The following is a 20,897-nucleotide window of genomic DNA, read 5'->3' as shown; positions in this document are numbered from 1 at the left end:
CATGCGGACTCCGCAGAGCCGGGAGCGCGTCCTCTTCGCACCCGTCCCGGTCGCCCCCACCAAACCACTGACGCTCAGTCATATCAAAGGCCTGCTCTGGGCCGACGTCCTCAGGAGGGCCACCGGGCTGCTGCACGACGTGGACCACCTCCACAGCCACACCGTGGCTCACCTCAACGGACAGACCCTGGGATTCTGGTCCTACCTCGACCGCGTCCATCCGGGTACCGACTACGACCTGCTCGACGAGGAGCAGATCGGCGGACTGTACGTGGAGTTCCAGCGGCGGAGGGACGCGGGCGGGCCCGTACCGGCGCCGGAGGACCTCGCCGCGCGCCGCGACGCCGCCGAGCGGCACGGCCGGCTCCACCCGGCGGGCGAGCGCGTCCTGGCACTGTGGGCCCGGCGGTTCCGCGAACTCGGGCTCCGCGACCCCGGGCTGAGCACCCGCCGGCGCCCCGCCGCCTCGCTGGACGAAACGGTCGAGGCGCTGACCGGGCACGGGCTGTGCGTGGACCACCGGCCGTGGCGCGGGCCCGTGTACCTCGACCTGACCGCCCGGGGCACCGCGCTGCGCCAGATCGTCGGCGCCGACGGCCACCCCAACTACCTGGCCGGCACCCTCCGCGAACTCATCCCCCTCATCGGCGCGTACGACCGGTTCGTCCTGGCCTGCGACCGCGAGTCGTTCGCGGACTACGCCCTGCTCCGCGACGTTCTCACCGCGCTGGGGGCCCGGGTGTCGCTCGTCGGCCTGGGACGGGTCCGGCTCGGCGGCAGCGTGCGGACCAGCCGCCACGGCGGATGGGAGGGCCGCACGGCGGCGCCCCTGGCCCGCACGTTCCTGGACCGCGTGGGGCCGCGCCCTTACCGGCTGGGCCTGCGGCTGTACTTCATCGCCGGCCTCGGCCAGGGCGACCGGGAGCCGTTCCGGACGGACCTGCTGTGGCGCTGCATGGCACGGGCGCACCGGCTCCTGGAGTGTTCCGTACCGGCCGCGGAGCACGAACTGCCGGAACTCCTCGGCCGGTGCGCCCACCCCTACGGATACGTCCACCCCTACCGGCTCACCACGGGATTGCTGGCCACGTCCCGGACCACCACGGCCCGCCCCTTGCTGGAGGAGGTGTTCCTCTGAAATGTTCACGCAGGACGAGATGTTCACGCAGGACGAGCTCCAGGCCGCGCTCGCGGCACGCACGCGCCGGGCGGGGCTCGCCGGCGAACAGCGGAGGGCCGCCGCGATCGCGGTGCTGCGGTCCTTCGACCCGGCGGGGTTCGCCGCCTCGGCCCTGGAATTCGCCGCCGTGCTCCCCGCCGCGACGCGCGGGCTGTGGCTCGCCAACTTCACGCAGACCCTCTTCCTCGCCGGAAACCCCGGCAACGTCTCCGTGCGCCACCCCCCGACGACGACGGCCGCCGACGGGAGCGTCTGCTGGTACGCGACGGCTCCCCGCCCGCACTACCGCGGCCTCTGCCTGCTGCTGCGCTCGCTCCGCGGCGAGCTGCCCGGAGACTTACCGGACACCGTCACCGTGACCGTGCCCGCGGCCGCTCCCGGCGCGGCGCCGACGGCCGGGGCCCCGGCGCAGTGGCGGCTGACCGTGGACGTACGCGGCCTGGGCCTGCCGCAGTACCTGGTGCACCTCACCCACACGCTCGGCGAAGCCCTGATCACCGGACTGCTGCGGCCGCACGACCGGATCCTCGTCTCCCACGCGCGCGAGCTGGCACCACCCGCGGGCGGCTACGCCTACCTGCGCGTGCACCGCGACACCGACGCCCCGGAAGCGCTGCGCGCCTACGCCTGCCTGTCCGAGGAGCGGAGCCATGGCTGACTTCTGGGTGCTGCTGGGCACCGACTACTGCGGCAAGTCCTCGGTGCTCGAAGCGCTCGCCGACGGGCGGTCCGCGATCCATCCGGTCTCCTACGACCGCCACATGCTGCCCGAGGAGTACGCCCCCCACGCCGGCCTGCACGCCCTGCTCGGCACCGCGCTCCGGGACGGCGGCGGCACGTACTCGGGCGACTTCGTGCTGTCGCTGCTCCAGGTCGGCGTGGTGTACCTGCGGGACCGGGCCCTCGCCGGCCCCGCCGGCCGGACCGTGCTGCTCGACTCCTACTACTACAAGGTCCTCGCCAAATGCCGCCTGCTCGGCCTGGACGGCGACCGGGCCTTCCGCTGGTGGCGCACCTTCCCGCAGCCGCGCGGCGTGGTCCTGCTCGACGTGGACCCCGCGGACGCCTGGCGGCGCAGCGGCGAAGGGGCGCTGCTCAACCCCATGGAGCACTACGGCACGGCCGGCACGCGAGCGGAGTTCCTCCGGTTCCAGGCCGATCTGCGTGACCTGCTGCTGGACGAGGTCGCCCGCCTCCCCGTCGTCCGCATCAGTGCCGGCGGCGACGTGGCGGCCACCACGGCCGCCGTCGCACGGGCGGTCGGGGAACCGGGCCTCCGGGAAACAGCGGCGCGAGCAAGAGGAGGCCGGCTGTGACCGGGGACCGGGAGACCTATCGCCGCGGGCTGGTCGCCGACAAGTACCGGCTGGCGCGGGCGCTGCACCACGCCGGCGACTGGCAGGAACGCGTCCGCACGGGACTCCTCGCCGAGAACGCGGACACCGTCTTCGGCTCCGCGCACGACTTCACCCGTCTCCGCACGATGGACGACTACCGGGCGGCGGTGCCCCTGCGCACCTACGCGGACTACGAGCCGTGGATCGACCGCGCCGCCGCGGGCGAGCCCGGGATCCTGACCGCCGAAGAGCCGCGGCTCTTCTTCACCACCAGTGGAAGCACCGGGGCGCGCAAACGCGTACCGGTCACCTCACGCTTCCTGACCACCACCTATCTGCCGTTCTTCCGCGCCGCCATGGGGGTGCCCGCCGAGTACTTCCCGGAAGTCATCACCCGCCCGGCCGCCACGCTCAACCTGCGGCACGACAGGCTCGCCCGGCCGGCCACCACCGGCTCGGGCCGGCACAGCCTCGGCCCCAGCCAGGCCGACATGGGCCGCGCCTTCGGCGTCGCCCTGCGCGAGCCGGGCGGCGACGCCCCCTGGGCCGAACTCCCCGTTCCCGTGGACGACTCGGCCTACCTGGACAAGCTGTACCTGCGGGTGCGGATGGCGGCCGAGCACGATGTGCGCTGCGTCATCGGCCACAACCCGGCCCTGATCGCCATGCTGCCGGTCCTGCTCGCCCAGTGGTGGCCCCGGCTGCTGCGCGACCTGCACGACGGCACGTACCTGGGAGCCCCGGGCGGAACACCGAACCCCTCGCGGGCGGCCGAACTCGAACGGCAGGCGGCCTATGCCGGCCGCCCCACCCCGGCCGTGATCTGGCCACGGATCCGGCTCCTCTACTGCTGGGCCTCCGGGGTGGCCTCGCTCTACCTCCCGCGGCTCAGGGAACTGTACGGAACCGGCGTCACCGTGCTGCCCACGCCCGCCGCCGCGTCGGAGGGCCCGGTCGGAGTGCCCCTGGACCGCCACCCGACCGCGGGGCCCCTGGCCGTCTCCACCGCCCTCTACGAGTTCGTCGAAGCCGGGCACGACATCCGCGCCGACAGCCCGACGCTGCTCCACCACGAGCTGGAGGCGGGGCGCGACTACCACGTGGTGTTCTCGCACATCGGCGGCCTCTACCGCTACGTCCTCGGCGACCTGGTGCACGTGGTCGACCACGTGCACGGAGTCCCGCGCGTCGAATACGCGGGCCGGAACACCCTCAGCGACGCCGCGGGGGAGCGGCTGCGCGAATTCCACCTCGTACGGGCGCTGCGCGCCACCGCCCTGCGGGCCGGGCTCGACATCGGGAACGCGACCTGCCGGGTGGAACCGGGCACCGGCACCCCCGGCTACGCCGTCGCCGCGGCGCTGCACCCCGAGCCGCTCCCCGGCGAGCTCCCCGCCCTCGCGCAGGCCCTGGACCGCGAGCTCGGCCGGCTCTCCCACGGCTACCGGGCCGCCCGGGCCCGGGGCGCGCTGGCCGCGCCGGTGGTCCGTCCGGTCGCGCCGGAGGCCTTCGCCCGGCACTGGCACCGGAGAGTCGCGGCCGGCATGCGCCCGCCCGAGGTCAAGGACCAGATCCTCCAGCCGGATCCGGCCGCGTGGAAGCTCCTGCTGGGGGAGTGACCGCCGGGGAACGGCCGGGGACGGGAGCGGACGGGTGTTCCTTTACCCTCGTGCAGTCGGGTCGTCCCACGCCTTACGGAGCACGATGGATTCTCGTACCGCCTCGCCCGGTGGAGCCACCGGCCTGCTGCTTGAGGACTTCTCCCTCGAAATGACCGGCAAGGACGTCCCGGATCTCCACGAGGCCCGCCACTACCTCCCGGCGGGCACGCGCGTCAACGTGACCTTCCTGGGCAACGAGGACCTGCCGATGCGGCTCACCGCGGCCCGTGCGGTGAAGGACCTCGGCTTCGAGCCCGTCCCGCACCTGTCGGCCCGCCGGATGCCCTCCCGCGCGGCGTTCGAGGAGTTCCTCTCCCGGCTCCGGGCCGACGGGACGTCCGGGCAGGTGTTCGCGGTGGGCGGCGACCCGGCCGTTCCGGAGGGGCCGTACGGGGAGGCCCTGGCGCTGATCCGGTCGGGGCTGCTGGAGCGGTACGGCGTCCAGCAGGTCGGCATCTGCGGCTACCCGGAGGGGCACCCGGCCATCACCGGCCCGGAGCTGTGGTCGGCGCTGGAGCGGAAGGCGGCGGCGCTCGCCGAGCGTGGCATACCCGGCCACGTCATCACGCAGTTCGGCTTCGACCCCGGCCCGGTCCTCGGATGGATCGGGGAGCTGCGTGACCGCGGCATCCACCTGCCCGTCAGGGTCGGCGTCCCCGGGCCCGCGGGGGTGCGCAGGCTGCTGGGGTACGCGGCCCGGTTCGGCGTGGGGACCAGCGCGGGCATCGCCCGGAAGTACGGCCTCTCCCTCACCCACCTCATGGGAACCGCAGGCCCCGACCGCTTCCTGCGCGCCCTCTCCGAAGGCTACGACCCGCAGCGGCACGGCACCGTCAAGCTGCACTTCTACACCTTCGGCGGCCTGCGGGCCACGGCGGAGTGGGTGGCGGGCTTCCGCGCAACGATCCCGGCGGCTTCGTAGCGCGCCGGCAGAAGGGTCCGTGAGGACGGCAGGACAGGACGGCCCGTGAAAATGGCGGGTCCCCGGCCGCCCCTCAGCGCTTCTCGTCGTGCCGGTGTCCCGGGTGGCGCAGGTGCAGCCATACGTTGCGGGCCCGGCGGCCCGCTTCGGTGCGGCTGTGGGCCACCAGCCGTTCCGCCTGCTCCGGCGTCTCCACCATCGGGCCCGAGCCGCGCAGCGGCTTGCCCGCCGTCTCGTGCAGGAAGAACGCCGAAAGGAAGCCGATGACGCCCGCGCCCATCAGGTAGTAGGCCGGGACCATCTCGTTGCCGGTGCTCTCCAGCAGCGCCGAGACGACCAGCGGCGTGGTGCCGCCGAACAGCGAGACGGAGATGTTGTACGACACCGACAGCGCGCCGTAGCGCATGCGGGTGGGGAAGAGCGCCGGCAGCGTGGCCGCGGAGGTGCCGGCGAAGACCACCAGCAGCAGGCCGAGCACGAAGCAGCCGAGCGCCGGCAGCAGCACGCCGCCGGCCCGGATCAGCAGCAGCGCCGGCACGGCCAGGGCGACCAGGGCGGCGCTGCCGGCCATGAACATCGGGCGGCGCCCCCAGGTGTCCGAGCGCCGGCCCACGGTCGTGATGGTCAGGGCGACCAGGATCATCGTGGCCAGGACGAGCAGTTGTGCGGTGGTGGGGTTCTGCTTCAGCGTCTCGGTCATGAACGTCGGCAGGTAGGACGTCACGACGTAGCTGGTGACGTTGTAGACCACCACCAGGCCCATGCAGATCAGCACGGCGTGCCAGTGCCCGGTGAAGATCTCCTTCAGCCGGCCGTGCCCGGACTGCCGGCCCTCCTCGGCGCCGGCGAGCTCCGCCTCGCTCTCCGCCTCCGCGCGGAAGGCGGGCGTCTCCTCCAGGCGCATGCGCATGTAGAGGCCGATCAGGCCGAGCGGCCCGGCGACGAGGAACGGCAGCCGCCAGCCCCAGTCGGCCAGGCCGTCGGTGCCCAGGACCGCGGTGAGCACGGTCACCAGACCCGAGCCGAGCGCGTAGCCGACGAAGGTGCCGAAGTCGAGCCAGCTGCCGAGGAACCCCCGGCGCTTGTCCGGCGCGTACTCGGCGATGTACGTGGTGGCCCCCGCGTACTCGCCGCCCGTGGAGAAGCCCTGCACCAGCCGGCACACGAGCAGCAGTACGGGCGCGGCGACGCCGACCGTGGCGTACGCGGGCAGCAGACCGACCGCGAACGTGCTGACCGCCATCATGATCATCGTGGCGGCGAGCACCTTCTGCCGCCCGATGCGGTCGCCCAGCGGGCCGAAGACCAGGCCGCCGAGCGGGCGCACCACGAAGGCCGCGGCGAAGGTGGCGAAGGCGGCGATCACCTGCGTGCCGGAGGAGCCGGAGGGGAAGAAGACCTTGCCGAGCGTGGCCGCCATGTAGGCGTACACGCCGAAGTCGAACCACTCCATCATGTTCCCCAGCGCCGCGGCGGAGACGGCGCGGTGGACCTCGGGGCGGTCCGTGACGGTGACGTCCTCGATGGTCAGCATCTTCTTGCGGCGCCGCAGCACGGTCCTGAGCATCCGGTCGGTGGCCGAAGTCCCGCCGCGCTGCGGGGCGCCGCGCCGGGGCGCGGGCGTCCCCTTCGGGAGTCTTCTGCGATCGGCGCTCAATGCTCCACCTGAGAGTCGGGGGCGGAATCAGGGGCGGGGACGGGGGCGCGGAAGGCCGTCAATCCCATGGTAGGGGCGTCGCCGCACCCGCGCTCGGGGGCCGAGTTGACCCGGGCCGGCCCGGGTTCCGGTGTCGCCCTGCCGGGAACTGTGCAAGCCTGATACGGGGGAGTAGTCGGGCAATTCATGCGCGGGGGCGAGAGGTAAGCGCCATGAGTTTTTCCTCGAACGGATCCGGCGGACCCAGTGGACCCAGCGGATCCAACGAATTCCAAGCGTCCCACCAGGCCCGTACGGACGTCGGTGAACCCGATGCCCGAGCCCCCGCTGACATTCCCTCCGGTCTGACCATGCTGGCCAACGCCGGATGGCAGGTCCTGGTGAGCGCGGGCGTGGCCTCGGTCGCCCTCGGGGTCGTCGTCCTGGCCTGGCCGAAGGCGAGCCTGACGGTGGTCGGCGTGCTCTTCGGCATCTATCTGCTGGCCATGGGCGTCTTCCAGCTGGCAGGGGCCTTCGGCACGCACATCCCGGGGCACATGCGCGCCCTGGGGTTCGTCAGCGGCGCGATCTGCGTGCTGCTGGGGCTGGTGGCCTTCCGCGGGCCCGCGCAGTCGCTGCTGCTGCTCGCGCTGTGGATCGGCTTCGGCTGGCTGCTGCGCGGCGTCATGCTGACGGGCGTGGCCCTGTCCGTCCCGGCGCTCCCCGCCCGCGGCTGGCAGGTCTTCCTCGGAGTCATCAGCGTCCTGGCCGGAATCGTGGTCATCACGTCGCCCTTCGAGTCGATCGCCGTCCTCACGATGGTCGTCGGCATCATGCTGGTCGTCATGGGAGTGATCGAGGTCGGGCACGGCATCCGGCTGCGCGCGCGGCTCGGAAAGCTGTCCGCGCCCAGCGCGCCCCAGGGCGGCGCGGGTGGCACGGGCGGCCGTGGCCACCGGTGGCACGCCCACCCGCAGCACTGACGGCGTCCGTGGCACGACTGTGACAGGAAGTGTGGCGGGGGTCACGGCAATTGCGGGACGGTCTTGATCCAATCGCCGTATGCTTCGTAACTTTCGTGCCCTTCCCGCTGTTTTGGCCGGTGCCGCGCTGCTCACCGCGTGCGGGACGCAGAGTGCCGGTCCGTCAGCGGCGCAGGCGTCCGGGACCCCGGACTCTCACGGCGATTCCCCCTGCGAGGCACGGCCTTCGCCTTCCGGCGCGACGTCCGGCGAGCCGGGCAAGGACGGAGTGACGATCACTGGTGCGGGGCGCGGCGCGCGTCCCTGCGTCACGTTCGAGGTCACCAATCGCGAGAAGGAACCGTTCACTTACACGGTCACCTTCGAGTTCCCGTCGAGTTCCGGTGTGGGAATGGAGATGGCGGAGCAGACGGTGCCGTCGGTGGGGCCCGGACGGACCGCGCGGGGCACCTTCACTCCCAGCGGGCCGGAGCCGGGGGAGTCGGGCGCGCCGGGCACGCCGAAGTCAGGCGTCCAGGACAGCTCGCGGGTGCGCGTCGCGAAGGTGAGGAGCGTTCCCACCGCCGAAGCGCCGTCACAAGAGGGCGCCTGCCCGCCGTCGGGTGTGCACGTCTACGTGGACGAGGGAAACGCCGCCATGGGGCTGCGTGCCCAGGGCATCCGGCTCCGGAACTGCGGCACTCAGCCCTACCGGCTCAACGGCTACCCGGAGGTCCAGCTGCTCGACGCGAGCCACCGGGCCGTGGACAGCGTGAACATCCTCCGCGGCGGCAGCGCCATCTCCACCGGTACGGGAGCCGACGGATCGCCTCAGCCGCTGGCCCTGAACCCGGGCGAGCAGGCGTACTCGGTTCTGGTCTGGCGCAACACCGTCACCAGCGGCGAACCCGTGAACGCTCCATATGCGCGAGTGCGGGCGCAGCCCGGCGCCCCCGCGGTGATGGTGACCCCCGAGTTCGACCTGGGGACGACAGGGCAGTTGGGCGTCGGCCCCTGGAAGAAGGACGACAACACGCGCGCCCCGGCCACCGGCGGACCGGCCGGTACGCCGGGGCCCGGCCGGCCGGACGCCGTCCTCCAACAGTAAGAACCGGGACCGCGGTTCAGTCACTCGGCCCGGCGGCCAGCCGGGCCAGTGCCGCTGCCTCCCGGCTGTCCGTCTCGGGTGTGAAGACGTGCATCACCAGGCCCGTCTCGCCGGGCAGCGCGGGCACGTGCAGCGTCTGGTAGTCCAGGGTGAGCAGCCCGGCCCGCGGGTGGCGGACCCGCTTGCGGCCCGCCGCGCACATCACGACTTCGCCCGTGGCCCAGATGCGCCGGAAGTCGGCGCTGCGCGCGGACAGCCCGGTCACCAGGGCGGTCAGTTCCGCGTCGTCGGGGTAGCGGCCGGCGGCGACCCGCAGCTGGCCCACGGCTTCGACCGCCCTGTCCTCCCACTCGGGGAAGACGTCCCGCGCGGCGGGGTCGAGGAAGAGGTACGCCGCCTGGTTGCGGTCGCGCCGGCCGGGCTCGGCCAGGCCGCCGGCGAGTTCGGAGCCCAGGTGGTTCCAGGCCACGGCGTCCAGGCGGTGCGTGGTGACGAAGACGGGCAGGCCGGCCATTCCGTCCACGATGCGCTGAAGCACGGGGCCGACCCGCGTCCCCGGGGCCGGACCGGCCGGGGCCCCGGCGAGGGTGGCGAGGTGCCGGCGCTCCGCCGTGCCGAGGCCGAGCGCCGTGGCGAGGGCGTCGAGCACTTCCGGCGAGGGCTGGGTGGCGCGGCCCTGTTCGAGGCGCACGTAGTAGTCGACGCTGATGCCCGCCAGTTGGGCGAGCTCCTCGCGCCGCAGCCCGTGCACGCGCCGGCGGCGTCCGCCGGGGAGCCCGGCCTGCTCGGGCGAGACGCGCCCGCGGCGGGCACGGAGGAAGCCGCCGAGCGCCCGCCGCGCGTCGCCCACGCCGTCGATGCCGGCCGGGGCCTCGCCGCGTTCCACGTGTTCCACCTGATGCGTGTCGTGCATGCCGCCAGTATGGGTGGCCCTGTCAGTACCAGGATCAGCGGACCTCCGGTTGAAGAGGGTTCTGGCTGCCCCGCCGCGTCCGGGAGAACGTGGCGTCATGAACGGAACCACATCGCAGCCGCAGCAGCCGAAGAAGATCCTCATCGTCAGCGCCCACCCCGAGCCCCGCTCGCTCAACGCCACGCTGACCGCCTTCGCGGCCGGCCATCTGCGCGCGGCAGGACACGAGGTGCAGGTCTCCGACCTGTACGCGATGAAGTGGAAGGCGACGCTGGACGCCGACGACTTCCCCGACCACCCCGGTGACCGGCCGCTGGCGGTCATGTCCGACTCCGAGCGCGCCACCCTGGCGGGGCGGCTCACGCCGGACGTCGCCGCGGAGCAGGAGAAGCTGCGGTGGTCGGACGCGGTGATCCTCCAGTTCCCCATGTGGTGGTTCTCCGCGCCCGCGATCCTCAAGGGCTGGATCGACCGGGTGTTCACCGCCGGGTTCGGCTACGGGCCCGCCCTGCCGCCGCCCTACAGCGAGGGCGCTCCCCTGGTGGGCCGCCGGGCGCTGGTGTCGGTCACGGCCGGCGCGAGGGAGACGTCGTTCTCCGACCGCGGCATCCACGGGCGGCTCGCCGACGTCCTCCACCCGATCCAGCACGGGCTGTTCTGGTTCACCGGCATGGCCCCGGTGGAGCCGTTCGTGACGTACCACGCGAACGAGCTGCCGCCGGAGCGGGTCGAAGCGGCGCGGCGCGCGTACGCACGACGGCTCGACGGGCTCTTCACCGACGCCCCGGTCCCGTTCCGCACGCTGACCGGCGGCGACTACGACCACGACATGCGCCTGCTGCCGGGGAGGGAGGCGCCGGGCACGAGCGGCCTGGACCTCCACGCGCATCCGCGCCCGTGACGCGAGACCGCCGGCCGGCGTCGCCCCGTACGACTCGTACGAGGTGACGCCGGCCGGCGGTTGCGGGACTCGGAGGCTGAGCGGCTCAGAAGCTCAATGGCTCGGAAGCTCAGCGGCTCGGAGTCTTCAGAGCACCGGCGCCGGGAACGTCGGGTACTCCACGCCCGAGACGTGCTGGACGACGCGGATGACCTGGCACGAGTAGCCGAACTCGTTGTCGTACCAGAGGTAGAGGATCGCGTTGTCGCCGTCGACCTTCGTGGCGCCGGCGTCGACGATCGAGGCGTGGCGCGAGCCGACGAAGTCCATGGACACGGCGTCGGGGGCGGTGGTGAAGTCGATCTGGCGCTTCAGCGGCGAGTTCAGCGAGACGTCGCGGAGGTACTCGAGGACCTCCTCGCGGGTGGTCTCGCGCCCGAGCCGCAGGCTGAGGATCGCGATGGAGACGTCCGGCACCGGGACGCGGATCGAGCTGCCGGTGATCGGCGCCTTGAGGTCCGGCAGGGCCTTGGCGACGGCGGAGGCGGCGCCGGTCTCCGTGATGACCATGTTGAGCGGCGCGGAGCGGCCGCGGCGGTCGGCCTTGTGGTAGTTGTCCAGCAGGTTCTGGTCGTTGGTGAACGAGTGGACGGTCTCCACGTGGCCGCGCAGCACGCCGTACTCGTCGTCCATGGCCTTCAGCGGCGGGACGATGGCGTTGGTGGTGCAGGAGGCGCAGGACAGGATCTGCTCGTCCGGCTTGATCGTGTCGTGGTTGACGCCGTGGACGATGTTGGGGACGTCGCCCTTGCCGGGAGCGGTCAGGACGACCTTGTCGATGCCGGGGCGGAGGTGCTTCGACAGGCCCTCGCGGTCGCGCCACTTGCCGGTGTTGTCGATGAGGATGGCGTTGTCGATGCCGTACGCCGTGTAGTCGACCTCGGACGGGTCGTTCGCGTAGATCACCTTGATCGCGTTGCCGTTGGCGACGATCGTGCTGTCCGCCTCGTCGACGGTGATCGTGCCCTGGAACTGGCCGTGGATCGAGTCGCGCCGCAGCAGCGAGGCGCGCTTGACGATGTCCTGCTCGCCGCCCTGGCGGACGACGATGGCACGCAGCCGCAGGCCGTTGCCGGAGCCGGCCTTCTCGATGAGGAGCCGGGCCACGAGGCGGCCGATGCGGCCGAACCCGTAGAGGACGACGTCGCGGCCCTCACGGCACTCGATCTTGTTCTCGCCCGTGGCGCCGGCGACGGCCTGAGCGGTGAAGGCCGCGACGGACAGACCGTGGTCGCCGGCCTTGTAGGTCGCGGCGAGCATGCCGATGTCGATCTGGGAAGGGCCGAGGTCCAGCGTGGTCAGCGCCTGGAGGAACGGCAGCGTCTCGGTGACCGAGAGCTCCTCGCCGGCTATCTGACGGGCGAATCGGTGGGTCTTCAGGATGCTGACCACCGACTTGTTCACCAGGGAGCGGCTGTGGAGGAGGACGGTGACGTCCTGCTCGCGGTGCAGCTTCCCGATGATCGGGATCATCGACTCCGCGATCTCCTCGCGGTTCTTCCAGTCAGTGAACGAGTCGTCGTTGACAGTCACAGGCTTTTCTCTTTCGAGCTAGGCAGCGCTCACATGCTAACCCCATGCGTTTTTGATCGTTCAAGGGGTGTCGCCGACGGCCGCCCGCGCGGGTTCCCCCAGGGCCCTGACCTGCGCCCGGCGGCGTAGCAGCCAGCCCGCGAGGACGGCGGTGCCCGCCAGGGCGTAGGCCACGGTGCCGAGGAGGCCGGAGTCGTCCACCGCGCGGCCTCCCACGTATTTCGCCGCTCCGGCCATGGCGACGCCGAGCCACTCCCAGCGGCCGTCGAGTGCGATGAGGGCGATCAGGAGCAGTGCGTACCAGGAGTAGCCGGGGGTGGTGAGGAGGAACGCCGTCCCGGTCACCAGGAGCGCGCCCCGCCAGGGGCGCTCGGGGTCTCCCCGCAGCAGCACGTACGCCACCACCGCCGCGCAGAGGACCAGGACCGCGGGCTGGGCCCAGGAGGCGGGCAGGACCAGCCGGAGGAGGGCGTAGCGGTTCTTCACGGTGGGGTCGTCGTAGCCCTCCTCCGCGGCGTAGCCGCCGAGGTAGCCGAGGACCGACCCGTGGGAGACCAGGAGGTACGGCAGGTAGCCGAGGCCGACGACCGCCGCCGCGGGCAGCAGCGCGGCGAGGGCGCGGCGTACGGCGCCGCCCGGCCGGCCGGCCCCGCGCGCGGCCGATCCGGCGAGGGCTCCGGGGAGGACGACCGCGGGCAGCAGTTTGGTGGCGATTCCGGCGCCGATCAGGGCGCCGCCCCGCAGCGGGCGCGCGCGGACCGCCGCCAGGCCAGCGACCGCGAACAGCACTCCGAGCACATCGACGTGCGCGTTGTTCACGGCCTCGACGGCGACCGCCGGGCACCACGCCCAGTACGCGGCCCGGTGGGCGCGGTCGCGGCCGCGGCGGCGCAGGACGGCCAGGAGCAGGGCCGAGACGGCGACGGACAGCACGGCGCCGCCCACCTGGAAGGGCTTGTGCCGGGCGTCCGCGGGCGAGAGCGCGTGGACGAGGAGGAAGTACCCCTCGGCCACGGGCGGGTAGATCGTGTGCACGGAGGGGCGGTTGATGCGCGTGCAGGAGGTGGTACGGCCTTCCGCGGCCGGGCTGCTTTTCGCTGCGGCCGGGCTGCCTTCCGCTGCTGCCGGACCGCCTTCCGCCGCCGCCACCCCGAACCGCTCGGGCCGCTCGCACTCCGCGCCCCGCGGGAACAGCCAGTCGTCGCGCAGCCGGGACAGGGCGGGGTCGCCGGGCACGTGGTCGTACGGCGAGACGCCCGCGGCCTGGACCCGGCCGTCCCAGACGTAGCGGTAGACGTCGGAGCTGGTGCGGGGCTCGGCGACCAGCCCGGCGGCGGCGACGGCCACGGACCCCGCGAGCACCAGCGGTGCCACGAGGCGGGCCGGTACGTGCCGCAACGCCCACGCCGCCGCGCCGAAGAGCGCCCACGCCACCGCGTACCAGCCGGCGAGCGAGGCGGGGTCGGTCACGTAGGCGTCGCTGCGGACGGCCAGGACGAGGACGGCGGTGAGCGCGGCGAGGGCGGCCGTGGTGACGGCGGTCATGACGGCGGGGCGGCGGGGAAGGACGATCACCGGGCCAGCCTGCACCGGGCGCGGGCGGAACACGTGCCGCGCAGGGCGAACGTCCGCATTCCGTAAGGTCCTCATGCCCCCGTCCCGGCCCCCGCGCGCGTTCTGATGAAGGCATGAAGCTCCCGCTCCAACGCCTCCGGCGGCCATCCCTCCGCCTTCCCGGGCTCCCGTTCCCCTCCTTCTCGGGCAGGCTGCACGACGCCCGTACGGCCACCGCCGTCGGCCGCCTGCTCGGCGCGGCGATCGCCGTGTGTTTTGTGACGGGCCTGGTCAGCCACGTCTTGCAGCACCCGCCGTCCCTGCTCGCGAACAGCCTTCCCAGCCGCCCCTCCTGGGGCTACCGGCTGAGTCAGGGGCTGCACGTCGCGAGCGGGATCGCGGCGATCCCCCTGCTGCTGGTGAAGCTGTGGACGGTCTACCCGCGCCTGTTCGCCCGGCCGCTCGTGCGCTCGGTGCGGCACGCCCTGGAGCGGCTGTCCGTCGCGGTGCTGGTCGCGTCGGCGCTCTTCGAGCTCTTCTCGGGGCTGTTCAACACCGCGCAGTGGTACCCGTGGCCGTTCTCCTTCGTGCCCGTGCACTACGCCGTCGGCTGGCTGCTCATCGGCTCGCTGCTCCTGCACCTGGCGGTCAAGGCGCCGGACATCGCGGCCCATTGGAGGCGCCGCTCGCCCGGGACGCTGTCCCTTCCCGCCGAGGACGGCCCCGACCGGCGGTCGTTGCTGGCCGCCACGGGCGCCGCCGTCGGAGCGGTGACGCTCACCACCGCGGGCCAGTCCCTGACGCCCCTCAAGAGCCTGGACCTCCTGGCCCCGCGCCACCCGGACCACGGCGAGCTGAGCCTGCCCGTCAACCGCACCGCCGCCCGCGCCGGAGTGACCGCGGAGGCCGTGCGCGGCTGGCGGCTGTACGTCGGGGGCCCGCGCCCGTACGAGATCACCCTGGACGAACTGCGCACCGTGCCGCAGCGGGAGGCGACCCTGCCGATCGCCTGCGTGGAGGGCTGGAGCCGCTCGGCGCGCTGGACGGGCGTACGGGTGCGCGACCTGCTGGACCGGGCGGGCGCACCGGTGGGAGCCCTGATCCGGGTCACGTCCCTGGAGCGGCACGGCGCCTACCGGGTGATGGTCATGCCGCACACCTACGCCCGCGACCCCCTCACGCTGCTGGCCCTGCGCCTCAACGGGCGGGAACTCCCGCCCGACCACGGCTATCCGGCCCGGATCATCGCCCCGAACAGGCCCGGCGTCCTCCAGACCAAGTGGGTGTCCCGGATGGAGGCGCTGTGATGCGGGGGCGGGGACGGGGGAACCGGGCACTGCCGGTGTTCCGCGCGGCCGCCGGCGCGTGCGGGGTCGCCCTGATGGGGGTGGGCGTGTGGGCCGCGTGGCGCGGCGACGACCCGCAGGACCCGTGGCAGGTCGTGCAATGGCTGGCCGGGGCGGTGCTCGTGCACGACGGGGTCGTCGTCCCACTGACGCTCCTCGCCGGTCTCGTGGTCGTACGGCTGCGGGCGCGGCGCGCGGTGCGCGCCGGCCTGCTCGTCGCGGCGAGCCTGACGGCGGTGGCCTACCCGGTCCTGTTCCGGCCGGGCGTCCCGCAGAACCCGTCGGTGCTGCCGCTGGACTACCTGCGCAACTGGCTTCTCCTGCTGGGGCTGACGGCCGCGGTGACCGCCGCGACCGTGCTCGTACGGGCCTGGGCCCGGCGGCTGCGGGAAGGGCCGCGGGACTCGTGACGCGACTGCGGGGCGCCCTCCGTCGTACGGAGAGCGCCCCGCAGGGCGCCGCGCCCCGGTCTCAGCGGCGCAGGGCCGAGAACGACCGCCCGGACACGGTCCACCGCTCCGCCACCCGCCACCCGGCCCGCCTCGCGTGGCGGGTCAGGGCGGCCGTGCCGACGCGGGCCCACGGGAAGGGCGGCCCGGTCCGGCCGCGCCCGTCGTCGACACGCACCTCCACGCGTTCGTCCACGCGCTCGCCGGCGTCCGGGCCGGCGGACTCGGCGATGAGGAGACCGCCCGGCGCCGTCAGGCGGGCGACGCGGCCGAGGAGGGCGGCCGGGTCGCCGCCGATGCCGATGTTGCCGTCGATCAGCAGCGCCGTGCCCCAGCGCCCCTCGCCGGGCAGGGGAGCGAAGACGGACCGGCACAGGGCCGCACCGCCGCCGCGCCGGGTCCGGTCGACGGCGGCCGGGCTGACGTCCACGCCGAGCACCGGGTGGCCGCGGGTAGCCAGGGCGGTGACGAGCCTGCCGGGGCCGCAGCCGATGTCGATGACGGGGCCCCGGCACCGGTCGAGGACCGTGAGGTCGGCGGGGTCGGCCTCCGCGCACCACCGTTCGACGTCGAGCGGCAGCATCCAGCCGTCCGTACGGCGCAGGAACAGCGGGCCACGGCCGGCGCTGACCGCGTCGGCGTAGGGGTCGCTGCGCCAGGGGGCCGGTATCCGGGCGGGCGGCGCCGCCGGGTCCGCCGTCAGTTCGCGCGTCGGCACGGCCGGCCACCTCCGCCGGGGGAGAGCGGCGCGGGGGCCGGCTTCCATGACGGCTCCCGTGACGGCTCCTGCACCGGATCCCGCGGCGCGGGCACCCGCCGCCCGAGCCGTTCCACGGCCGCCGCGAACCGGCTGCCGGGTGCCGCCTCGGCGACGCGCAGGGCGTCCGCCGCCGTGTCGACGTCGAGCAGTTCCGGGAGGTCCCGGACGCGGAGCCCGGCCGCCACGAGCCGGCGGCGCTGCACGGCGCCGGTCGTGGCCGTGGACATGGGGACGCCGCGCAGGAGACCGGGCTGCCATGGTTCGGCCAGCCCCAGGGCCCAGAAGCCGCCGTCGGCGGCGGGGCCGAACCAGGCGTCGCAGCCCTGCCAGCCCGCCGGGCCCAGGGCCGGGGCCAGCAGGCCCGGCGTGAGCTGCGGGGTGTCCATGCCGACGAGCAGGGCGGGGCCCGTACAGGCGGCGAAGGCGGCGGCGAGCCGTTCGTCGAGGCCGCCCGCGCACTGCGGCAGGACCTCGAAGCCCGGCGGCAGCCACGGACCGGGCCGGCCGTCCAGGACGAGGACCCGGCGGCAGGCGGGCATGGCCCGTACGGCCCGCAGCGTGTCCGTCAGCGCGGCCTCCGCCAGCAGCGCCGCCTCGGCCGGCGCGTACGGCGGGGTGAGGCGCGTCTTGACCCGCCCGGGCAGCGGTTCCTTGGCGATGACGAGCAGGGTCGTCGGCCCGCCCGGGCCCGCGGGAACGGCGGCGCTCACGCGGCCGTCACCTCCCGCGGCGCGGCGGGCGCCCGGAGCACGCCGCGCATGTCCCGCACCGCGCGCCAGGTGCCGCGCCAGGTGCCGGTCACCTTCGAGCGGCCGGTGCGGGGGAGGTACGGGACGTCGGTCTCCGTCACCCGCCACCCGGCGTCGGCGGCGCGCACCACCATCTCCAGGGGGTAGCCGCTGCGGCGGTCGGTCAGGCCGAGGCCCAGCAGGGCCTCCCGGCGCGCGACGCGCAGGGGGCCCAGGTCGTGCAGCCGCAGCCCGGTGCGGCGGCGGACCATCCGGGCCAGGGCCGCGTTGCCGAGGCGGGCGTGGACCGGCCACGCTCCGCGCCCTTGCGGGCGGCGCCGGCCGAGCGCCAGGTCGGCGTCGCCGGCGGCGACCGCCGCCGCGAGGCCGGGCAGCAGGCCGGGGTCGAGCGAGGCGTCGCAGTCGCAGAAGCAGACGAGTTCGGCCTCGGCGGCGGCCAGCCCGGCGTGGCACGCCGCGCCGAAGCCGAGGCGCGGCTCGTGGACGACGGTCGCGCCGAGGGAACGGGCCAGGTCCGCCGAGCCGTCACGGGAGCCGTTGTCGACGACGATCGCCCGCCAGCCGGCAGGCACCCGCGCCAGGACCCAGGGCAGGGCCGCCGCTTCGTCGAGACAGGGCAGCACGACGTCCGCGGTAGGAGAGGTGGAGTGAGTCACGCCACTCACCCTACGGAGCGAATTCCGGCATTTCGGATGTCAGGGTCTTACGAAACGAGGACGCCCGCCCACGGGCCGGGACGCTCCGCACCAGCGCCTCCCGGCCGGTGCGAGGCTGGAGTCATGCAGAACGAAACTCCCGCCCGCGTCCTCGTCGTCGACGACGACCCGACCGTCGCCGAGGTCGTCTCCGGCTACCTCGGCAGGGCCGGCTTCGCCGTCGACCGGGCCGCGGACGGCCCGGCGGCGCTGGAGCTCGCCGCCGCCGTGCGCCCCGACCTCGTCCTCCTCGACCTGATGCTGCCGGGCATGGACGGCCTGGAGGTCTGCCGCAGGCTGCGGGCCGCGGGACCCGTACCCGTGATCATGCTGACGGCGCGGGGCGACGAGGAGGACCGCATCCTCGGGCTGGAGATCGGAGCCGACGACTACGTCACCAAGCCCTTCAGCCCCCGGGAGCTCGTGCTGCGCGCCGAAGCCGTCCTGCGCCGGGCCCGGTCCCGGGCCGACGTGCCGCCGCCCGCCCCCGCGCTGCGCGCCGCCGGGATCGTCCTCGACCCCGTGGCGCGGCAGGCCACCAAGGACGGGGCGCCGCTCGCCCTCACCCTCCGCGAATTCGACCTCCTCGCCTTCCTGCTGCGGAACCCGGGGCGGGCCTGCGGGCGCGAGGAGCTGATGCACAAGGTGTGGGGCTGGGAGTTCGGCGACCTGTCGACCGTGACCGTGCACGTCCGCCGGCTGCGCGCGAAGGTCGAGGACGACCCGGCCCGGCCGCGCTTCATCCGCACGGTGTGGGGCGTCGGCTACCGCTTCGACGCGGAGGGCGACTTCGAGGGTGACGCCGCCGGGACCTCCGACGCCGCTACGCAGTCCGGGGAGGCCGGGACCCGTGAATGACATCCTGCTGATCGCCCTCTACGCCCTCGCGGGAGCGACCGCGGCCGGCGTGCTCGGCGCACTCGCCCTGCGGCTGCTCCGGCACCGCTCCGTCGCGGTGTCCCTGACGGTCGTGGCCGCCGTGTCGGTGACGGCCATGCTGGCCGGGACGCTGAGCGTGGCGTGGGCGATGTTCCTGTCCTCGCACGACCTGACCGTCGTGACGACCGTGTGCGCCATGGCCGCCGTGGTCTCCCTGGCCACCGCGCTGGTGCTGGGCCGCTGGGTCGTGGCCCGCAGCAACGCCCTGACCCTGGCCGCCCGGGACTTCGGCCGCAGCGGCAGCTTCGCGGCCCCCGGCGGCAACGCCACGGCCGAACTGGCCGCGCTCGGGCGGGAGCTGGCCGCCACCAGCGCGAAGCTGGAGGAGTCCCGGGAGCGGGAGCGCGCCCTCGACGCCTCGCGCCGGGAACTCGTGGCCTGGATCTCGCACGACCTGCGCACCCCGCTGGCCGGGCTGCGCGCCATGGCGGAAGCCCTGGAGGACGGCGTCGTCGAGGACCCGGCGCGCTACCACCGGCAGATCCGTACGGAGACCGACCGGCTCAACGGGATGGTGAGCGACCTCTTCGAGCTCTCCCGGATCCACGCGGGCACGCTCTCCCTCAGCCCGAGCCGGATGTCGGTGCACGACCTGGTGGGCGACGCCCTCGCCGGAGCCGAGCCGCTGGCCCGCGAACACGGCGTCCGGCTGATCGGCGAGAAGGCGGAGGAGGCGGCCGGCGTGCCCGTCGAGGTTGACGGCCGGGAGATGACCCGGGTCCTCGGCAACCTCCTCGTCAACGCCATCCGCCACACCCCCGCCGACGGGACCGTCGCGATCGCCGCGCGGCACGAGGAGGCGACGGGCACGGTCGTCCTGTCCGTCACCGACGCCTGCGGCGGCATTCCCGAGGAGAACCTGCCCCGCGTGTTCGACACGGGCTGGCGGGGCTCCGAGGCCCGTACACCGACCGCGGGTGCGGGACTCGGCCTGGCGATCGTGCGCGGCATCGTCGAGGCCCACTCGGGGCGCGCGACGGTCTGCAACGTCCAGGGCGGCTGCCGGTTCGAGGTGGTCCTGCCGGCGGCGCCCTGACCCGGACGCCTCCCCTCAGGCGTGGGCCGGCCGCCGCTGCGGGGCGTGCGCGAACTCCGTCATGCCCGCGGTGAAGCCCACCTGCGGAGACCAGCCGAACTCCGCGCGGAGCCGGCGCGAGGTCGCCGTGATGTGCCGGACGTCCCCGAGCCGGAACTCGCCGGTGACCACGGGGGCCGGCCCGCCGTGGGCCGCGCTCAGGGCGCGGGCCATGTCACCGATCGTGCGGGGCGTGTCGCTCCCGCAGTTGTACGCCCGCGCGCTCCCCGCGGGGCGGGTGCCGAGCCCCTCCAGCGCCAGGACGTTCGCCGTGGCCACGTCGCGGACGTGCACGAAGTCCCTGCGCTGGCGCCCGTCCTCGAAGACGCGCGGCGCCTCGCCCCGCGCGAGGGCCGAGCGGAAGAACGAGGCGACGCCCGCGTACGGGGTGTCGCGCGGCATCCCCGGCCCGTAGACGTTGTGATAGCGCAGCGACACGGCGCGGCCGCCCGTCATCCGCGCCCAGGACGACGCCAGATGCTCCTGGGCGAGCTTCGTCGTCGCGTACACGTTGCGCGGGTCGGCCGCCGCCTCCTCGCCGACGAGCCCCGGCGCGAGCTGCTTGCCGCAGCGCGGGCACAGGGGCTCGAAGCGGCCCGCTTCGAGGTCCCCGGCCCGCCGGGGCCCGGGCCGGACGGGGCCGTGCTCCGCGCAGTCGTAGCGCCCCTCGCCGTAGATCACCATGGACCCGGCCTGCACGAGGCCGCGCACGCCGGCTTCGGCCATCGCCGCCAGCAGCACGGCCGTGCCGTGGTCGTTGCAGCTCACGTAGGCCGGCGCGTCGGCGAAGTCCTTGCCCAGGCCGACCATCGCCGCCTGGTGGCAGACCGCGTCGGCGCCGCGCAGCGCCCGCGCGACGGCGGCGGGATCGCGTACGTCGCCCTCGTACCAGGCGGCGCCCTCGGGCAGGGCGGGCCGCACCGGGTGGGCGGCGGGGAGCAGGGCGTCGAGGACGACGGGGTCGTGCCCCCGGGCGAGCAGGGCGGAAACGATGTGCGAGCCGATGAAGCCCGCTCCTCCGGTGACGAGTACGCGCATGCGTCCGACGGTAGGGCCGGCGGCGGCCGTACGGCCCGGACGCGCGCGGTACGTCATCACTCCGTAAGGGTCGGCAAAGGTCGGCCCGGGGCCGGCGCCG

Annotated in this window: 21 protein-coding genes; 12 read left to right on the top strand and 9 right to left on the bottom strand. The window is 74.3% G+C overall.

Annotation, left to right across the window (positions count from 1 at the left end):
• Position 1: 1 nt before the first annotated feature.
• The 5 genes from D7231_RS16535 (at position 2) to D7231_RS16515 (ending at position 5,100) form a co-directional block, all read left to right on the top strand.
• The gene (locus tag D7231_RS16535; RefSeq protein ID WP_120756221.1) at positions 2-1,138 is read left to right on the top strand and encodes a hypothetical protein; all 1,137 of its coding nucleotides are present in this window, start codon (positions 2-4) and stop codon (positions 1,136-1,138) included.
• A gap of 1 nt (position 1,139) precedes the next feature.
• Positions 1,140-1,838 (top strand): DUF6182 family protein, encoded by a 699-nt coding sequence (locus D7231_RS16530; RefSeq protein ID WP_120756220.1) that lies wholly within the window; start codon positions 1,140-1,142, stop codon positions 1,836-1,838.
• Positions 1,831-2,496, top strand: coding sequence for a hypothetical protein (locus D7231_RS16525; RefSeq protein WP_120756219.1), 666 nt, complete (start codon positions 1,831-1,833; stop codon positions 2,494-2,496). Before D7231_RS16530 ends, D7231_RS16525 begins: the two co-directional genes overlap by 8 nt.
• Complete coding sequence (locus tag D7231_RS16520; protein WP_120756218.1) at positions 2,493-4,136, top strand: GH3 family acyl-acid amido synthetase; 1,644 nt, start codon at positions 2,493-2,495, stop codon at positions 4,134-4,136. The genes D7231_RS16525 and D7231_RS16520 overlap by 4 nt, the downstream gene beginning before the upstream one ends.
• A gap of 85 nt (positions 4,137-4,221) precedes the next feature.
• Positions 4,222-5,100 (top strand): methylenetetrahydrofolate reductase, encoded by an 879-nt coding sequence (locus D7231_RS16515; protein WP_120756217.1) that lies wholly within the window; start codon positions 4,222-4,224, stop codon positions 5,098-5,100.
• A 73-nt stretch (positions 5,101-5,173) separates the two neighbouring features.
• Here the strand turns inward: D7231_RS16515 and proP are convergent, their stop codons facing one another.
• Positions 5,174-6,667 carry a glycine betaine/L-proline transporter ProP gene (proP, locus tag D7231_RS16510; protein ID WP_120756216.1) on the bottom strand — a complete coding sequence of 498 codons (1,494 nt, stop codon included), beginning with the start codon at positions 6,665-6,667 and terminating at the stop codon, positions 5,174-5,176.
• Positions 6,668-7,107: 440 nt separating this feature from the next.
• Between proP and D7231_RS16505 the strand changes: the two genes are divergently transcribed.
• The gene (locus D7231_RS16505; protein ID WP_228774915.1) at positions 7,108-7,719 is read left to right on the top strand and encodes an HdeD family acid-resistance protein; all 612 of its coding nucleotides are present in this window, start codon (positions 7,108-7,110) and stop codon (positions 7,717-7,719) included.
• A 348-nt stretch (positions 7,720-8,067) separates the two neighbouring features.
• On the opposite strand, the gene D7231_RS38355 is transcribed toward D7231_RS16505, so the two are convergent.
• Positions 8,068-8,280 (bottom strand): hypothetical protein, encoded by a 213-nt coding sequence (locus tag D7231_RS38355; protein ID WP_324196978.1) that lies wholly within the window; start codon positions 8,278-8,280, stop codon positions 8,068-8,070.
• Here D7231_RS38355 and D7231_RS38350 point away from each other — a divergent pair.
• A complete protein-coding gene (locus tag D7231_RS38350; RefSeq protein ID WP_324196977.1) occupies positions 8,249-8,806 on the top strand; it encodes a DUF4232 domain-containing protein in 558 nt (185 codons plus the stop codon). The genes D7231_RS38355 and D7231_RS38350 overlap by 32 nt on opposite strands.
• Positions 8,807-8,822: 16 nt before the next feature.
• Here the strand turns inward: D7231_RS38350 and D7231_RS16495 are convergent, their stop codons facing one another.
• Positions 8,823-9,719, bottom strand: coding sequence for a helix-turn-helix transcriptional regulator (locus D7231_RS16495; RefSeq protein ID WP_120756213.1), 897 nt, complete (start codon positions 9,717-9,719; stop codon positions 8,823-8,825).
• Positions 9,720-9,816: 97 nt separating this feature from the next.
• Here D7231_RS16495 and D7231_RS16490 point away from each other — a divergent pair, with 97 nt between their 5' ends.
• Positions 9,817-10,620, top strand: coding sequence for an NAD(P)H-dependent oxidoreductase (locus D7231_RS16490; RefSeq protein WP_120756212.1), 804 nt, complete (start codon positions 9,817-9,819; stop codon positions 10,618-10,620).
• Between the two features lie 126 nt (positions 10,621-10,746).
• Here D7231_RS16490 and D7231_RS16485 read toward each other — a convergent pair whose 3' ends face one another.
• Positions 10,747-12,192 (bottom strand): glyceraldehyde-3-phosphate dehydrogenase, encoded by a 1,446-nt coding sequence (locus tag D7231_RS16485; protein ID WP_120756211.1) that lies wholly within the window; start codon positions 12,190-12,192, stop codon positions 10,747-10,749.
• Between the two features lie 60 nt (positions 12,193-12,252).
• On the bottom strand, positions 12,253-13,737 hold the full coding sequence (locus D7231_RS16480; RefSeq protein ID WP_120756405.1) for a glycosyltransferase family 87 protein: 1,485 nt from the start codon (positions 13,735-13,737) through the stop codon (positions 12,253-12,255).
• A 143-nt stretch (positions 13,738-13,880) separates the two neighbouring features.
• Here D7231_RS16480 and D7231_RS16475 point away from each other — a divergent pair, with 143 nt between their 5' ends.
• Both D7231_RS16475 and D7231_RS16470 read left to right on the top strand, forming a co-directional pair.
• Complete coding sequence (locus D7231_RS16475) at positions 13,881-15,053, top strand: molybdopterin-dependent oxidoreductase (protein WP_120756210.1); 1,173 nt, start codon at positions 13,881-13,883, stop codon at positions 15,051-15,053.
• Positions 15,053-15,502 (top strand): hypothetical protein, encoded by a 450-nt coding sequence (locus D7231_RS16470; RefSeq protein ID WP_241999753.1) that lies wholly within the window; start codon positions 15,053-15,055, stop codon positions 15,500-15,502. The genes D7231_RS16475 and D7231_RS16470 overlap by 1 nt, the downstream gene beginning before the upstream one ends.
• Before the next feature lie 61 nt (positions 15,503-15,563).
• Here the strand turns inward: D7231_RS16470 and D7231_RS16465 are convergent, their stop codons facing one another.
• The 3 genes from D7231_RS16465 to D7231_RS16455 are packed head-to-tail and all read right to left on the bottom strand — an operon-like array spanning position 15,564 to position 17,715.
• Complete coding sequence (locus D7231_RS16465) at positions 15,564-16,307, bottom strand: methyltransferase domain-containing protein (RefSeq protein WP_241999752.1); 744 nt, start codon at positions 16,305-16,307, stop codon at positions 15,564-15,566.
• Positions 16,241-17,011 carry a TIGR04282 family arsenosugar biosynthesis glycosyltransferase gene (locus tag D7231_RS37555; protein WP_120756208.1) on the bottom strand — a complete coding sequence of 257 codons (771 nt, stop codon included), beginning with the start codon at positions 17,009-17,011 and terminating at the stop codon, positions 16,241-16,243. The genes D7231_RS16465 and D7231_RS37555 overlap by 67 nt, the downstream gene beginning before the upstream one ends.
• Positions 17,008-17,715 carry a glycosyltransferase gene (locus tag D7231_RS16455; protein ID WP_120756207.1) on the bottom strand — a complete coding sequence of 236 codons (708 nt, stop codon included), beginning with the start codon at positions 17,713-17,715 and terminating at the stop codon, positions 17,008-17,010. The genes D7231_RS37555 and D7231_RS16455 overlap by 4 nt, the downstream gene beginning before the upstream one ends.
• A gap of 114 nt (positions 17,716-17,829) precedes the next feature.
• Between D7231_RS16455 and D7231_RS16450 the strand changes: the two genes are divergently transcribed.
• Positions 17,830-18,603 carry a response regulator transcription factor gene (locus D7231_RS16450; protein ID WP_120756206.1) on the top strand — a complete coding sequence of 258 codons (774 nt, stop codon included), beginning with the start codon at positions 17,830-17,832 and terminating at the stop codon, positions 18,601-18,603.
• Entirely contained in the window at positions 18,596-19,720 is a 1,125-nt protein-coding gene (locus tag D7231_RS16445) for a sensor histidine kinase (protein WP_120756205.1), read from the top strand. Before D7231_RS16450 ends, D7231_RS16445 begins: the two co-directional genes overlap by 8 nt.
• A 15-nt stretch (positions 19,721-19,735) precedes the next feature.
• On the opposite strand, the gene D7231_RS16440 is transcribed toward D7231_RS16445, so the two are convergent.
• Positions 19,736-20,797 (bottom strand): NAD-dependent epimerase/dehydratase family protein, encoded by a 1,062-nt coding sequence (locus D7231_RS16440; RefSeq protein ID WP_120756403.1) that lies wholly within the window; start codon positions 20,795-20,797, stop codon positions 19,736-19,738.
• Between the last annotated feature and the right edge of the window lie 100 nt (positions 20,798-20,897).

The sequence above is a fragment of the Streptomyces klenkii genome, assembly GCF_003626645.1.
GTDB lineage: Bacteria > Actinomycetota > Actinomycetes > Streptomycetales > Streptomycetaceae > Streptomyces > Streptomyces klenkii.
The sequence above is the reverse complement of the archived record's forward strand: the minus strand, read 5'-3'. Positions and strand labels throughout refer to the sequence as shown.